Source organism: Sodalis sp. (in: enterobacteria) (assembly GCF_047607725.1).
GTDB lineage: Bacteria > Pseudomonadota > Gammaproteobacteria > Enterobacterales > Enterobacteriaceae > JBLKSS01.
The window spans coordinates 25,083-37,815 of record NZ_JBLKSS010000015.1 but is presented as its reverse complement, the minus strand read 5'-3'; the positions used below and the strand labels follow the sequence as shown (position 1 = coordinate 37,815).

General features: G+C 57.8%; 13 protein-coding genes and 2 pseudogenes. 8 read left to right on the top strand and 7 right to left on the bottom strand.

Translation table 11 applies throughout. The features are described 5' to 3' along the window. The first annotated feature begins 282 nt into the window (after nt 1–282). Nucleotides 283–1,347: an outer membrane-stress sensor serine endopeptidase DegS gene (gene degS, locus ACMX3H_RS01975; RefSeq protein WP_415209604.1), complete on the top strand. Its 1,065-nt coding sequence runs from the start codon at nt 283–285 to the stop codon at nt 1,345–1,347. 204 nt (nt 1,348–1,551) lie between these two features. Here degS and murA read toward each other — a convergent pair whose 3' ends face one another. The 7 genes from murA to mlaF form a co-directional block, all read right to left on the bottom strand. Then, a complete protein-coding gene (gene murA / locus ACMX3H_RS01970) occupies nt 1,552–2,811 on the bottom strand; it encodes a UDP-N-acetylglucosamine 1-carboxyvinyltransferase (protein WP_415209603.1) in 1,260 nt (419 codons plus the stop codon). A 51-nt stretch (nt 2,812–2,862) separates the two neighbouring features. Then, nucleotides 2,863–3,117, bottom strand: coding sequence for a BolA family iron metabolism protein IbaG (ibaG, locus tag ACMX3H_RS01965; protein WP_415209602.1), 255 nt, complete (start codon nt 3,115–3,117; stop codon nt 2,863–2,865). A 386-nt stretch (nt 3,118–3,503) separates the two neighbouring features. Beyond that, nucleotides 3,504–3,809 carry a lipid asymmetry maintenance protein MlaB gene (gene mlaB / locus ACMX3H_RS01960; RefSeq protein WP_415209601.1) on the bottom strand — a complete coding sequence of 102 codons (306 nt, stop codon included), beginning with the start codon at nt 3,807–3,809 and terminating at the stop codon, nt 3,504–3,506. Further along, a complete protein-coding gene (gene mlaC / locus ACMX3H_RS01955) occupies nt 3,802–4,437 on the bottom strand; it encodes a phospholipid-binding protein MlaC (protein ID WP_415209600.1) in 636 nt (211 codons plus the stop codon). The genes mlaB and mlaC overlap by 8 nt, the downstream gene beginning before the upstream one ends. After that, complete coding sequence (gene mlaD, locus ACMX3H_RS01950; RefSeq protein WP_415209599.1) at nt 4,419–5,012, bottom strand: outer membrane lipid asymmetry maintenance protein MlaD; 594 nt, start codon at nt 5,010–5,012, stop codon at nt 4,419–4,421. The genes mlaC and mlaD overlap by 19 nt, the downstream gene beginning before the upstream one ends. A 4-nt stretch (nt 5,013–5,016) precedes the next feature. Continuing rightward, nucleotides 5,017–5,799 (bottom strand): lipid asymmetry maintenance ABC transporter permease subunit MlaE, encoded by a 783-nt coding sequence (gene mlaE / locus ACMX3H_RS01945; protein WP_415209598.1) that lies wholly within the window; start codon nt 5,797–5,799, stop codon nt 5,017–5,019. Nucleotides 5,800–5,807: 8 nt separating this feature from the next. Then, a complete protein-coding gene (gene mlaF, locus ACMX3H_RS01940; protein ID WP_415209597.1) occupies nt 5,808–6,617 on the bottom strand; it encodes a phospholipid ABC transporter ATP-binding protein MlaF in 810 nt (269 codons plus the stop codon). Nucleotides 6,618–6,822: 205 nt separating this feature from the next. Here mlaF and ACMX3H_RS01935 point away from each other — a divergent pair. The 7 genes and pseudogenes from ACMX3H_RS01935 (at nt 6,823) to rpoN (ending at nt 12,731) form a co-directional block, all read left to right on the top strand. Next, nucleotides 6,823–7,823: pseudogene (locus ACMX3H_RS01935) on the top strand (calcium/sodium antiporter). Between the two features lie 33 nt (nt 7,824–7,856). After that, nucleotides 7,857–8,843 (top strand): arabinose-5-phosphate isomerase KdsD, encoded by a 987-nt coding sequence (gene kdsD / locus ACMX3H_RS01930; protein WP_415209596.1) that lies wholly within the window; start codon nt 7,857–7,859, stop codon nt 8,841–8,843. Between the two features lie 65 nt (nt 8,844–8,908). Further along, nucleotides 8,909–9,420 (top strand): annotated as a pseudogene (gene kdsC, locus ACMX3H_RS01925) (3-deoxy-manno-octulosonate-8-phosphatase KdsC). Next, a complete protein-coding gene (gene lptC, locus ACMX3H_RS01920; RefSeq protein ID WP_415209595.1) occupies nt 9,417–9,995 on the top strand; it encodes an LPS export ABC transporter periplasmic protein LptC in 579 nt (192 codons plus the stop codon). Before kdsC ends, lptC begins: the two are co-directional and overlap by 4 nt. Beyond that, on the top strand, nt 9,964–10,509 hold the full coding sequence (gene lptA, locus ACMX3H_RS01915) for a lipopolysaccharide ABC transporter substrate-binding protein LptA (protein WP_415209594.1): 546 nt from the start codon (nt 9,964–9,966) through the stop codon (nt 10,507–10,509). Before lptC ends, lptA begins: the two co-directional genes overlap by 32 nt. A gap of 15 nt (nt 10,510–10,524) precedes the next feature. After that, nucleotides 10,525–11,250, top strand: coding sequence for an LPS export ABC transporter ATP-binding protein (lptB, locus tag ACMX3H_RS01910; RefSeq protein WP_415209593.1), 726 nt, complete (start codon nt 10,525–10,527; stop codon nt 11,248–11,250). Between the two features lie 47 nt (nt 11,251–11,297). Next, nucleotides 11,298–12,731 carry an RNA polymerase factor sigma-54 gene (gene rpoN, locus ACMX3H_RS01905; protein WP_415209592.1) on the top strand — a complete coding sequence of 478 codons (1,434 nt, stop codon included), beginning with the start codon at nt 11,298–11,300 and terminating at the stop codon, nt 12,729–12,731. The last annotated feature ends 2 nt before the right edge of the window (nt 12,732–12,733 follow it).

Sequence of the window (12,733 nt, the reverse complement as noted above, 5' to 3'; positions counted from 1 at the left end):
TTCATATCACTCAAACCGGGATGGAAATAAAAGTTATTAAAATCAATACAATGTGAAAATGCAATGAGCATAAGCGTGTAACGTAGGTTTACTGTCTCATACAACAAACCCACCAATAATTCAAGACGTCCTCCACGGGGCGCCTACCTATAATATCGTGCGCGGCGACGCGAGTATTTTCCTGTTACTGCGATAAGGGATTAAAAAAACGGACGCCGGCGCTGCGGTGTCCGCTTAACTCATGCTATCCTGCCGCTATTTTCCACTACCCCTGCGAGTCCCATGCTCCTCAAGTTGCTACGTGCCGTCATCATCGGTTTCATTGTCGCAGCCCTATTGCTGGCGCTGGTGCCTACGCTTCGCTCCACCACCGGCCAGTTGCTGCATCGTGCCGATGATAGCGATAGCGAGGAGCCCGTCAGTTATAATCAGGGGGTGCGCCGCGCCGCGCCGGCGGTGGTCTACGTGTATAACCGCAGCATGAACAGCAGCGCCCATAACCAGTTGGAAATCCGCACACTGGGTTCCGGCGTCATTATGAATCAGAAAGGCTACCTGCTGACCAACAAACATGTCATCAACGACGCCGAGCAGATTATCGTCGCGCTGCAGGACGGGCGGGTATACGAGGCGCTGCTGGTCGGTTCGGACAGCCTGACCGATCTGGCGGTGCTGAAAATCGACGCCAACAACCTGCCGGTGATCCCCATCAATCCCGCCCGCCAGCCCCATATCGGCGATGTGGTGATGGCGATCGGCAATCCCTACAATCTGGGGCAGACGATTACCCAAGGCATTATCAGCGCCACCGGCCGCATCGGTTTGAGCCCGTCCGGGCGGCAGAATTTCCTGCAAACCGACGCCTCCATTAATCACGGCAATTCCGGCGGCGCGCTAATCAATACCCTTGGCGAGCTGGTGGGCATCAATACCTTATCGTTCGATAAAAGCAATAACAGCGAAACGCCGGAAGGTATCGGCTTCGCCATTCCCACCGCGCTGGCCACCAAGGTGATGAACAAGCTGATTCGCGATGGTCGGGTGATCCGCGGCTATATCGGTATCGGCGGCCGTGAAGTGGCGCCCATGCACAACGGCGGCGGTCTCGATCGCATTCAGGGCATCATCGTCAACGAAGTGACGCCGGGCGGCCCGGCGGCGCAGGCCGGTATTCAGGTGGAAGATGTGATCCTGAGCGTCAATCATAAGCTAGCCATATCCGTGATTGAAACGATGGATCAGGTGGCGGAGATTCGTCCCGGATCGTGTATTTCGGTAGAGATCTTGCGCAACGGCAAAAAACTGACGGTCGAGGTCACCAGTCAGGAATATCCCGCCTCGAACTAAGGCGGCTAGCGCCCCGCCATGACGCGCTAGCCGCCGCAGGCAGACAAAGGGCCGCGCCTGCCGACGTTAGGCATTAGTCGCCAGGGTGAGGCAGGCCGCAGAGGGTAGGCCGGCGGGCGGCACGCGGCAACAGTATGCCGGCGAGCAACACGTCAAATCACCTACGGCGCGCCGGTGAACACTGCGGCCGGGTGCGGCGATTGATTACTCGCCGCTGATCCGTTCGATATTGGCGCCCATACGCCGCAGCTTTTCCTCGATACAGTCATAACCGCGATCGATATGATAAATACGATCCACCACCGTCATCCCCTCGGCGATACAGCCGGCCAGCACCAGGCTGGCGGAAGCGCGCAAGTCAGTCGCCATGACCTGTGCACCCGACAGCGTCTCGACGCCGTGGCAGATAACGGTGTTGCTTTCGATTTCCGCATGAGCCCCCATCCGAATCAGTTCGGGGACGTGCATGAAACGGTTTTCAAAAATGGTTTCGGTAATCACGCCCGTGCCCTCGGCCACCAAATTCAGCAGACTGAACTGCGCCTGCATATCGGTAGGGAAGCCGGGATGGGGGGCGGTGCGCACCATAACCGCTTTCGGACGCTGGCCCTGCATATCCAGGCTAATCCAGTCGTCGCCGACGGCAATATCCGCGCCCGCTTCTCGCAATTTGGCCAGTACGGCATCCAGCGTATCGGGACGGGTGGCGTGACACACCACGCGACCGCGGGAGATCGCCGCCGCTACCAGGAAAGTACCGGTTTCGATGCGATCGGGCAGTACGCGATAGACACCGCCGCCGAGGCGCTCAACCCCTTCGACGGTAATTTTATCGGTACCGGCGCCGCTGATTTTCACGCCCAGGGTGATAAGAAAATTGGCGGTGTCGACAATCTCCGGCTCGCGGGCGGCGTTTTCAATAATGGTGGTGCCGGTCGCCAAGGTGGCGGCGCTCATGATCGTGACCGTGGCGCCGACGCTGACCTTATCCATGACGATATGTGCCCCGCGCAGACGGCCGTCCACGGACGCTTTGACGTAACCCTCTTCCAGCTTGATGGTGGCGCCCAGTTGCTCCAGACCGCTGATATGCAGATCCACGGGACGCGCGCCGATGGCGCAGCCGCCCGGTAAAGATACTTGCCCCTGGCCGAAACGCGCCACCAGCGGCCCCAGCGCCCAAATCGACGCGCGCATGGTTTTCACCAGCTCATAGGGCGCGCAATAAACGTTAACGCCGCTGGCGTCCACATGCACCGAACCATTGCGTTCGACTCTGGCGCCGAGCTGGCCCAGCAGTTTCATGGTGGTGTCGATATCTTTCAGCTTGGGGACGTTTTGGATCTCTACCGGCTCTTCCGCCAGCAACGCGGCGAATAAAATCGGCAACCCGGCATTTTTGGCCCCCGAGATGGTGACCTCGCCGCTTAACCGGGTAGGACCCTGGACACGAAATTTATCCATTACGACTGCTCTCTATTTAACGGGAAGACTGTTGCCCGCCAGGGTCAACATTTAAAAACCGTTCAGTTTGCGATCGCGCTGCCACTCTTCGGGGGTGTAGGCTTTGATCGATAAGGCGTGGATGCGGTTATCTGAAATATATTCCATCAGGGGCGCGTAAATCGTCTGCTGTTTTTTCACCCGGCTCATGCCGGCGAACTGCGCGCTGACCGCAATAACCTGAAAATGGCTACCGTCGCCGCTTACGTGGGCTTCGTCCAACGCCAAGGCTTTCATCAGCACCGCTTTGATTTCACTAGTTTCCATATAACGTCTTACTTTACAGGGTCGGGAATCAGACCGCTATCTTAGAGGAAACCGCCGCGCTCGGGAACAGGCAATGAGATTAACCGCAATTTTTTACCTCGCTCCGTCAGGGGCCTGGCGCCGGTTCTTCACATCGGCAGGCGGGGTGTCAGCGGATTATGCGGCAGCATTCTGCCCGCAGCGAGGGAGACGTCGGCAGCATCAAGAGGTAAAGCTCAAACCGGTACGCAAGCGCAAACCTGGCTACGCGGCAGAGGCTCACCGCAGCGGGCTAGACGTCGGCGACGTTGAAAGAGGATGCTGATCACGGCAGGAGGGGCCCCAGCGGGTTACGCGGTAGATTCTCCCGGCGGCATGCGAAGTGCCACCGGGATGCGGGATGCAGGTCAGACGCTCGCGGACGGCGCACAGTGCAGGATCGCCTGCAGCTTGTATAAAGCGATCAAGGTGCGCAGCCGATCGGTGACGCCGGTGAGCGCGAGCGTATCGCCCCGCTGCTGCTGGTGATAAAAATGCAGCATCAGCGCCACACCGGTGGAATCTACACGTTTCAGGCCGGATACATCCAGGAAACGGATACCGTCAAGCAACGCCTGGCGCTGCTGCCAAAGCGTCGGCAGCGTGTCGCGATCCAGCTCGCCCTGCAGGATTAACGTTTGCCCCTGCGTACGCCAGCTTAGCTCATCAGCCATTGCGCTGCTTATCCAGGGTAATGGGTTGACCGGTGGCGGCCTGCAATTGCTGGGTCAGCCCGTCGATACCCTTAGTGCGCAGCGTGGAGGCCCACTCGTTTTGCTTGGTGGTAATCATACTGACCCCTTCGGCTATCATATCGTAGGCCTGCCAGTTGTCGGAGACGCTGTTTTTACGCCACTGAAAATCAAGACGCACCGGCGGCCGGCGGCCCTGGTCGATAATCGTGACGCGAATAGCCACAATCGTTGCGTCACCTAGCGGTTTCTCCGGCGCGATTTGATAGGTCTGATTGCTGTAAAGCGCCAGCGCTTGGCCGTAAGCCAGCTCCAGATAGGCCTGGAATGCTTTAAAATAGGCGTCGCGCTGCGCCGGCGTGGCTTCGCGATAATAGCGCCCTAGCACCAGCGCGCCGGCGTATTTCACCTGCACATAGGGGAGCAGCTCTTCGCGCACCACGGTGCGCAGATAGTTGGGATCCTGGTGGATTTTGCCCTGTTCATTCTTCAAGCGGGTAAAGGTTTTGCTCGCCGCATCGTTCATCAAATGATAAGGGTTGGTCTGATCGGCAGCCTGTGTCAGCGGCGCAATCACCAGCAGCGCCACCATTAATAAACGTTTAAACATGCATTTCTCCTGTTGAGGTTACCCCGCCGCCGCGCTCTAGCGATGCGGCGACGGGGCAACCGGTCGGCGACGCTGCTCTGGCCCGCGCCGGCATTATTATTGTCGTCGCCGCCGCTCTTATACAAGAACTGGCCAATCAGGTCCTCCAGCACGATGGCGGACTTGGTATCCTGGATCACGCCGCCGTCTTTTAGAATAGACGTGCCCATTTCCGGATCCTCGAAACCGATATTCAGCGCCAGGTATTGTTCCCCCAGCAGCCCCGAGGTGCGAATCGCAAGAGAACTGGTATCCGGTATATGATTATAGGTCTGTTCAATGTCCATGGTGACCTTTGGCGTATACGTTTGCGGATCAAGGGTGATATCCGCGACCCGGCCGATGACGACCCCGCCAACCCTCACCGGCGAGCGCACTTTGAGTCCGCCGATATTATCGAAAGACGCGCTGATCCGATAAGTTGCGGCGTTGCTCACCGAACGGATATCCGCGACTTTCAGGCAAAGAAACACGATGGCGCAGAGGGCGATAATCATAAACGCGCCGACCCAGATTTCACTTTTTTTAGTTTGCATTCACTCAGTTCCCAAACATCAGTGCCGTCAGCACAAAATCCAATCCCAATACCGCCAACGAGGCGTGAACCACCGTGCGGGTCGTTGCGCGGCTGATTCCCTCGGAGGTCGGGATCGCGTCGTAACCATTGAACAGCGCAATCCAAGTGACGGTGATAGCGAAAACCACACTCTTGATTACACAGTTTACCAAATCTTGCCGCCAGTCCACGGCGCCTTGCATCGCGGACCAGAAGAACCCGCTGTCGATACCTTTCCATTCCACGCCGACCACGGCGCCGCCCCAGATGCCGACCGCGACGAAAATCGCCGTGAGCAGCGGCATACTAATGACGCCGGCCCAAAAGCGCGGCGCCACCACTCGGCGCAGCGGATCGACCGCCATCATCTCCAAACTGGAAAATTGCTCGGTGGCCTTCATCAAACCTATCTCGGCGGTGAGCGCCGATCCCGCCCGGCCGGCGAACAGCAGCGCGGTCACCACCGGCCCCAGCTCGCGCAGCAGCGACAGCGCGACCAGCATGCCCAGACTGGACTCCGAGCTGTAGGTAGTGAGAATAATGTAGCCCTGCAGCCCCAGCACCATACCGATGAACAGGCCGGAGACCATAATAATCACCAGCGATAATACGCCGACGCCGTAAAGTTGTTTCACCAGCAGCGGCCATTGTTCGCGCAGGGCCAGTTTGCCTATCAGCACATTGAACAACATGACACCGGCCCGGCCGAAACCGTGGCAAATGTTGATCCCCCGGCGCCCGAAGGACGCAATAGCTTCTAATACCATGACTGAGGTTAACTCCCTGCGCCCAATAGCTGGGTCTGATAATCTTCGGCGGGAACGTTAAAGGGCACCGGCCCGTCGGCGATGCCGTCGAGAAATTGTCTCACCCGAGGATCCTGGTTTTCACGCAGGCTGGCCGGGGTGCCTTCCGCCACGACGTGCTGCTCGGCGACGATATAGGCGTAATCGGCGATACTCAACACCTCCGGCACGTCGTGGGACACGACGATGCAGGTGACGCCGAGTGCGTGATTCAGCTCGTCGATAAGCTTGACCAGCACCCCCATGGTAATCGGATCCTGTCCCACAAACGGCTCATCGAACATAATCAGCTCAGGATCCAACGCGATAGCGCGCGCCAGCGCCACACGGCGCGCCATACCGCCGGAAAGCTCGGCAGGCATCAGCGCGGCCGCCCCCCGCAAACCCACCGCCTCAAGCTTCATTAGCACCGTGCTGCGCAGCACCGGCTCCGGCAAACGGGTATGCCGCCGCAGCGGAAACGCCACGTTCTCAAAAACGTTAATATCGGTAAACAGCGCACCGGATTGAAACAGCATGCTGATTTTTTTACGCACCTCGTAGAGACGCCGGCGCGATAGCGTGGGAATGTTGTCGCCGTCCACCCAAATTTCACCGCTGTCCGGCGGCAACTGTCCACCGATAAGGCGCAGCAGGGTGGTTTTACCGATGCCCGACGGCCCCATGATCGCGGTGACTTTGCCGCGCGGAAACTGCATGCTGATATTATCGAAAATAACGAGATCGCCCCGACGAAAGCTTAATCCGCGAATCTCAACCAGGTTATCGCTCTGGTTCATAGTTTACTGCCCTTTTCTTCCCGCACCCACGTTCTGCAGTGATGATAGTAAAGCAAGCTGACCATTTCATCGAACTTTTCTCGACTCATCAGGCCCATCGATGCGGATAACTTTATCGCCGCGTTTTACTTTTATCCGTCAGGCGGTCAAAATTAATGCCAGTATGCGTTTATTGTCCGCCTTTCGTCTCCCTTTAAAGGCTATGATGCGCCAACGGAACAGGTTTTTACTCAAGCCAAGGAATTATCATGCTTTTGCCACGTCATTATTAATTATTGGCCTCATTCTATTGGTTTATGGCGTGGACAGATTGGTCTATAGTGCGGCCGTGTTGAGCCGCTCGCTCGGCTTTGCGCCCTGGCTTATCGGCTGCACCATCGTCGCCTTCGGCACTTCGCTGCCCGAATTACTGGTGTCGGTGACCGCCGCGCTGAATAATCAAATCGATATGGCGGTGGGCAATATCCTGGGATCCAACATTATCAATATCATGCTGATTGTCGGCGGCGCGGCGCTTATCCGGCCGGTGACCTTTCGCTCCGATATCGTGCGGCGCGAGCTGCCGCTACTGCTGTTGATTACGCTATTGTGCGGCCTGCTGCTGGCGGACCACAGTTTGGGCAGGCTTGATGGCGTCTTGCTGCTGGCTGCGGCGGCGGGCTACCTGCTGATTATCGTCACCATCTCCCGGCTTGCGCTGCGCGAAGGCAGCGACACGCTGACCCGTGAACAACTGGCGGAGCTACCGCAGGATAGCAATAATACCGTGGCGGTCCTGTGGCTGGTACTGGCGTTTATTATTTTATGCCCATTTCGGCGCAGATGGTGATTGATAACGCCAGCGTCCTGGCGTGTTATTTTGGCCTGAGCGATTTGATAGTCGGCCTGACGGTGCTGGCGATCGGTACCAGCCTGCCGGAGCTGGCGACGCTTGTGGCCGAGGCGCTCAAGGGAGAAAATGATATTGCCTTGGGGAATGTTATTGGCTCCAATATCTTCAATAGTGTTATTGTGCTGGGCGTTCCCACGCTGCTCTCTCCCGGCCCCTTCAATCCCGACGCCTTTGCCCGCGATTATTGGGTTATGCTGGCGGCGAGCGTTACCCTCGCCGCCCTTTTCCTGCGCAAACGGCGCCGGATAAATCGCCTGTCGGGGGCTTTGCTGGTTTGTGGGTTCATCGCCTATCTCGTGGTGCAGTTGATCTAGCTTCCCGCACCGCGAACAATCAGGATACATTTTATGTCGCAGAATACATTAGCGCCGGCCTTTGATTTTATCGCCGCCGGTAAGCAGGTTCTCGCTATTGAGCGGGAGGGTCTGGCGCAGCTGGATCAATATATCAACGACGATTTTCGCCGCGCCGGCGAAGCGCTGTTTCGCTGCACCGGCAAAGTGGTGGTGATGGGCATGGGCAAATCCGGCCATATCGGCCGCAAGCTGGCCGCCACCTTCGCCAGCACCGGTACTCCGGCGTTTTTTGTCCATCCCGGCGAGGCCAGCCATGGCGATCTGGGCATGGTATCACCGCAGGATATCGTCATCGCGCTGTCCAATTCCGGCGAATCCCACGAGGTACTGGCGCTGATTCCGGTGCTCAAACGCCTGCACATCCCGCTCATTTGCATGACAGGTAAACCGGATAGCACCATGGGGAAAGCGGCGGAAATCCATCTTTGCGTGCATGTGCCGGAAGAGGCCTGCCCGCTCGGCCTGGCGCCAACCGCCAGCACAACCGCCGCGCTGGTAATGGGCGACGCGCTGGCGGTGGCCCTGCTGCGGGCGCGAGGGTTCACCGCCGAGGATTTCGCCCTGTCCCATCCCGGCGGCGCATTAGGACGCAAACTGCTACTGCGCGTGAGCGATATCATTCACAGCGGCGACGATATTCCGCTGACCGCCCGCACGGCCTCGCTGCGCGACGCGCTCCTGGAAATCACCCGTAAAAATTTGGGCATGACGGTGATTTGCGATGCGCAAAATGTCATTGCCGGTATTTTCACCGACGGCGATCTGCGGCGGGTGTTTGATATGGGCATCGACCTTAACCGGGCGCGCATCGCCGATGTCATGACCCCCGGCGGCGTGCGCGTCGCCCCCGACATGCTGGCGGTGGAGGCGCTCAATCTGATGCAGGCGCGCAACGTTACCTCGCTGCTGGTAGCGCAAGGCGACCACCTGATAGGCGTAGTGCACATGCATGATATGCTACGCGCCGGCGTGATATAACAAGGAACACCTTCATGCAAGAGACCCCCACCGTCGAGACGTGTTATGGACCGATAGCGTAGCAGGTGCTGCAACGCGCCCGAGATATTAGTCTACTGATTTGCGATGTGGATGGCGTGATGTCCGACGGCCTGATTTATATGGGCAATCACGGTGAAGAACTCAAAGCGTTCAATGTCCGCGACGGCTACGGCATTCGCTGCCTGCTGACATCGGGCATTGAGGTCGCTATTATTACCGGCCGCTCCGCCAGGTTGCTGGAAGACCGCTGCGCCACGCTTGGCATTACGCATCTTTACCAGGGGCAGTCGGATAAGACTTTGGCCTTTAAAGCGCTTCTGAGTAAACTGACATTAACGGCGGAACAGGTCGCCTATGTGGGCGATGACCTGATTGATGCTCCGGTCATGGACCAGGTTGGCCTGAGCGTGGCGGTGGCGGATGCGCACCCGCTATTGCGGCCCAGGGCCGATTACGTTACCCGCATCGCCGGCGGTCGCGGCGCTTGCGGGAAGTCTGCGACCTGCTGCTGCTGGCGCAGGGAAAGCTGGAGGATGCTAAAGGGCAGTCGGTATGAGTAAGAATTTGCGTTGGACCACGGCGCTGCTGGGATTATTGGTACTGGTGCTTATCGGCTGGAATCTGGCTGATACCGACTCGGCGCCCGCCCAGGCGCCGGTCAATACCGGTGAGCCGACCTATCAGAGCGAATATACCACCACGGTGGTGTATAACCCGGCGGGGGGGCTTAACTATAAGCTGGTGGCCGATCACGTGAATCACTTCGCCGAGCAACAGATTACCTGGTTTACTCGGCCGGTCGCCACCACGTTCGATGAGGACAAAGTGCCGACCTGGACGGTGAAGGCCGATAAGGCCAAGCTGACCCAAGACAGGATGCTTTACCTGTATGGCCATGTTCAGGTGGATAGCCTGACCGATGCCTCGCAGCTTAAACGCATTACAACAGATAACGCGGTGGTTAACCTGGTCACGCAGGACGTCTCCTCGGATGATGAGGTAACCTTATATGGTACCGGCTTTAACTCCACCGGCATGAAGATGCGCGGCAATCTGTGCAACAAGACCGCCGAGTTGATTGAAAAGGTTAAGTCCTCTTATGAAATCCAGAATTCACAACGTACGCCCTAGCCTGCTTCTGGCCGGCGGCTTAATGCTGGCCAGCGCGCAGGCGCTCACCAGCGACAACCAGCAGCCGATTCATATCGACTCCGCGCAGCAGGCGGTGGATATGGCGACCAACACCGTGACCTTGACCGGTGATGTGGTGGTCAAGCGTGGCTCCATCGATATTCGCGCCGATAAGGTGGTCATCACCCGCCCCGACGGTAAGGACGGTAACGAAGTAGTGGAAGGCTTCGGTAACCCGGTGACCTTCTATCAGTTGCAGGACGACGGCAAGCCGGTACGCGGCCATTCGCAGAAAGTGCGCTATGAAACAGCTAATGATCTGGTGATTCTGACCGGCAATGCCTATCTGGAGCAGTTGGACAGCAACGTCAAGGGCGATCGTATTACCTATCTGGTCAAGAAACAGCAGATGGAGGCGTTCAGCGACAAAGGCAAACGGGTCACCACCGTACTGGTACCGGCGAAGTTGCAGGATAAAAGCGGCGCTAAAGCGCCGGCGAAATCGGCCAAATAAACGGGTATAGGATCCATGGCAACATTAATCGCAGAAAATTTGGCTAAAGCCTATAAAGGACGCCGCGTGGTGGAAGACGTCAGCCTTAAGGTAAGCTCTGGCGAAATTGTGGGATTGCTGGGGCCAAACGGGGCGGGCAAAACCACCACGTTTTATATGGTGGTGGGCATCATTCCCCGAGACGTCGGCCGCATTGTGATCGACAAAGACGATATCAGCCTTCTGCCGCTGCATACCCGCGCCCGCCGCGGTATCGGCTACCTGCCGCAGGAAGCCTCGATCTTCCGCCGTCTGAGCGTGTTCGACAATCTGATGGCGGTGCTGCAGATCCGCCAGGATCTTACCGGCGAACAGCGCAACGATCGCGCGAAAGAGCTGATGGAGGAGTTTCATATCAGCCATCTGCGCGACAACCTCGGCCAGTCGCTTTCCGGTGGCGAACGACGCCGGGTGGAGATCGCGCGCGCGCTGGCCGCCAATCCTAAATTCATACTGCTTGACGAACCTTTTGCCGGCGTCGATCCGATTTCGGTCATCGACATCAAAAAAATCATTGAACATTTGCGCGACAGCGGCCTCGGCGTGCTGATTACCGATCACAACGTGCGTGAGACGCTCGACGTGTGCGAACGGGCTTATATCGTCAGCCAGGGTAAACTTATCGCCCACGGCTCCCCCGCCGACATCCTGCTCGACGAACAGGTCAAGCGGGTTTATCTGGGCGAAGAGTTCCGCCTCTGATAAGGTGGCGTTACCGCCGTGGTTCGTGAGGATAGTTGACGCATTATATGAAGCAAGGTTTACAACTCAGGCTGGGTCAGCAGTTAGCCATGACCCCGCAGTTGCAACAGGCCATCCGTCTGTTGCAATTGTCCACGCTTGAACTCCAGCAGGAAATTCAGACGGCGCTGGAAAGTAACCCCTTGCTTGAGCAGGCCGATTTGCATGACGAGGTGGAGGCGCACGATGCGCCCGACAGTGAATCGCTGGACACCCGCGAGGCGATGGAACAGAAGGACATGCCGGAAGAGCTGCCGCTGGACGCCACCTGGGACGAAATGTATTCCGCCGGCACTCCGTCCGGCACCGGTACCGATTACCGCGCCGAAGAATTGCCCGTCTATCAGGGCGAAACCACCCAGACTCTGCAGGATTACCTGATGTGGCAGGTGGAGCTCACCCCTTTCTCCGATACCGATAAAGCCATCGCCACCTCGATAGTCGGCGCCGTGAACGGCACCGGTTATTTGACGGTGCCGCTGGACGATATTCTCGACAGTATCGGCGACGAAAGCGTGACCCTGGCCGAAGTAGAAGCGGTGCTAAAATGCATCCAGCGCTTTGATCCGGTCGGCGTGGCGGCGCGGGATCTGCGCGACTGCCTGCTGATTCAGCTCTCGCAGTTTTCGGCCGATTTGCCCTACCTCAAAGAGGCGCGGCTCATCGTCAGCGATTATCTTAATCTGCTGGGCAGCCATGATTTCCGCACTCTGCTGCGTTCGACTAAGCTGAAAGAAGAGGTGCTGAAACCCGCTATGGCGCTGATTCAGTCGCTGGATCCGCGTCCAGGGCAGTCCATCAATACCGGCGAGTCGCATTATGTCATTCCTGACGTGCTGGTGCGCAAACTGCAAAACCGCTGGGTGGTTGAACTCAATACCGACAGTATCCCGGCCCTGCGCATCAATCAGCAGTACGCGGCCTTGGGTAGCAGCACCCGCAACGATTCGGACGGTCAGTTCATCCGCAGCCATTTGCAGGAGGCGCGCTGGCTGATTAAAAGCCTGGAGAGCCGCAATGAAACGCTGCTGAAGGTGACGCGCTGTATTGTCGATCGACAGCGGGCGTTTTTTGAACAAGGGGAAGAGTTTATGCGGCCGATGGTGCTGGCGGACATTGCCCAGGCGGTGGATATGCACGAGTCCACGATCTCGCGCGTCACCACCCAGAAATATCTGCACAGCCCGCGCGGCATCTTTGAATTGAAATATTTTTTCTCAAGCCACGTCAATACCGAAGGGGGAGGCGAAGCGTCCTCAACGGCTATTCGCGCGCTCGTGAAAAAACTCATCGCCGCGGAAAACCCGGCGAAGCCGCTTAGCGACAGTAAGCTCACCGACCTGCTTTCCGAGCAGGGTATCATGGTGGCGCGGCGTACCCTAGCAAAGTACCGAGAGTCTTTATCCATCCCGCCGTCGAACCAGCGAAAACAATTGGTTTGACC

Excerpts from the sequence above, each read along its gene's own strand:
- rpoN (WP_415209592.1), top strand. The coding sequence starts at position 11,298 with ATGAAGCAAGGTTTACAACTCAGGCTGGGTCAGCAGTTAGCCATGACC.
- mlaC (WP_415209600.1), bottom strand. The coding sequence starts at position 4,437 with ATGTTTAAACGTTTATTAATGGTGGCGCTGCTGGTGATTGCGCCGCTG.
- kdsD (WP_415209596.1), top strand. The coding sequence starts at position 7,857 with ATGTCGCAGAATACATTAGCGCCGGCCTTTGATTTTATCGCCGCCGGT.
- mlaF (WP_415209597.1), bottom strand. The coding sequence starts at position 6,617 with ATGAACCAGAGCGATAACCTGGTTGAGATTCGCGGATTAAGCTTTCGT.
- mlaD (WP_415209599.1), bottom strand. The coding sequence starts at position 5,012 with ATGCAAACTAAAAAAAGTGAAATCTGGGTCGGCGCGTTTATGATTATC.
- mlaB (WP_415209601.1), bottom strand. The coding sequence starts at position 3,809 with ATGGCTGATGAGCTAAGCTGGCGTACGCAGGGGCAAACGTTAATCCTG.
- murA (WP_415209603.1), bottom strand. The coding sequence starts at position 2,811 with ATGGATAAATTTCGTGTCCAGGGTCCTACCCGGTTAAGCGGCGAGGTC.
- mlaE (WP_415209598.1), bottom strand. The coding sequence starts at position 5,799 with ATGGTATTAGAAGCTATTGCGTCCTTCGGGCGCCGGGGGATCAACATT.
- lptC (WP_415209595.1), top strand. The coding sequence starts at position 9,417 with ATGAGTAAGAATTTGCGTTGGACCACGGCGCTGCTGGGATTATTGGTA.
- degS (WP_415209604.1), top strand. The coding sequence starts at position 283 with ATGCTCCTCAAGTTGCTACGTGCCGTCATCATCGGTTTCATTGTCGCA.
- lptA (WP_415209594.1), top strand. The coding sequence starts at position 9,964 with ATGAAATCCAGAATTCACAACGTACGCCCTAGCCTGCTTCTGGCCGGC.
- ibaG (WP_415209602.1), bottom strand. The coding sequence starts at position 3,117 with ATGGAAACTAGTGAAATCAAAGCGGTGCTGATGAAAGCCTTGGCGTTG.
- lptB (WP_415209593.1), top strand. The coding sequence starts at position 10,525 with ATGGCAACATTAATCGCAGAAAATTTGGCTAAAGCCTATAAAGGACGC.